Below are 627 nucleotides of genomic sequence, written 5' to 3' on the forward strand. Positions count from 1 at the left end.
ATGGCTCGTACCGCCTCAGACGTACTCGCTGTGCACCTATTACTGCAAGAAGCGGGCTGCCCTTACCGTATGGATGTTTGCCCTTTGTTCGAAACTCTAGACGACTTGAACAATGCAGAATCGGTCATTAAGCAGCTAATGAGTATCGACCTTTACCGTGGCTTTATTCAAAACCACCAAATGGTCATGATCGGCTACTCTGATTCAGCAAAAGATGCAGGCGTCATGTCGGCAGGCTGGGCTCAGTACCATGCTATGGAATCTCTAGTTAAAGTGGCAGAAGACGAAGGTGTTGAGCTGACTCTGTTCCATGGTCGTGGCGGCACCGTTGGTCGCGGCGGCGCACCTGCACACGCGGCTCTGCTGTCTCAACCACCAAAGAGCTTGAAAGGCGGGTTACGCGTAACAGAACAAGGCGAAATGATCCGCTTTAAACTGGGTCTACCAGATGTTGCGGTAAACAGCTTCAACTTGTATGCAAGCGCCATTTTGGAAGCAAATCTACTGCCACCACCAGAGCCAAAACAAGAATGGCGCGACTTGATGGAAGTCCTGTCGGAAGTGAGCTGTGAAGCTTACCGTGGCGTCGTCCGTGGCGAACCAGATTTTGTTCCATACTTCCGTCAA

Annotated in this window: 1 protein-coding gene; it reads left to right on the top strand. The window is 51.2% G+C overall.

Features of this window, described 5'->3' with window-relative positions; genetic code table 11:
* Positions 1 to 627, top strand: a 627-nt coding sequence (locus R7R24_RS28010) for a phosphoenolpyruvate carboxylase (RefSeq protein ID WP_318120347.1), incomplete at both ends; no start/stop codon positions are given.

The organism is Vibrio sp. 704 (assembly GCF_033339295.1).